This window comes from Streptococcus suis (assembly GCF_002960445.1).
Taxonomy (GTDB): domain Bacteria; phylum Bacillota; class Bacilli; order Lactobacillales; family Streptococcaceae; genus Streptococcus; species Streptococcus hyiners.
Window position 1 is genome coordinate 1 of sequence record NZ_POJD01000039.1, and the last position, 303, is coordinate 303.

1 protein-coding gene is annotated in these 303 nt (G+C 47.9%); it reads left to right on the top strand.

The genetic code is table 11. The annotated features are described in order from the left end of the window. A partial coding sequence (locus C1G53_RS00205) for a DUF4355 domain-containing protein (protein WP_153046622.1) occupies nucleotides 1-303 on the top strand: 303 nt, incomplete at both ends.

A 303-nucleotide genomic window follows, 5' to 3' on the forward strand; every position in this document is an offset into this window, starting at 1 on the left:
GAATCAGAAGCTAAGAAATTAGCCAAGATGAACGCCGAAGACAAGCAGAAGTACCAGCTTGACAAGCGTGAACAGGACCTGGCTGACCGTGAAGCAGAAATCACACGCCGAGAGCTAACCGCTGAAGCTAAGACGATTTTAAGCGAACGTGGCTTACCAATTGAGCTAGTAGACGTGGTTAATCTTGCTGACGCTGACAGTGTACGCGATTCCATCGATGCTATTCAAAAGACTTGGGAAGCAGCAGTCTTGAAAGGTGTTGCTGACAAGACCAAAGGAAGTGCACCGATGAAGAAAGCACCA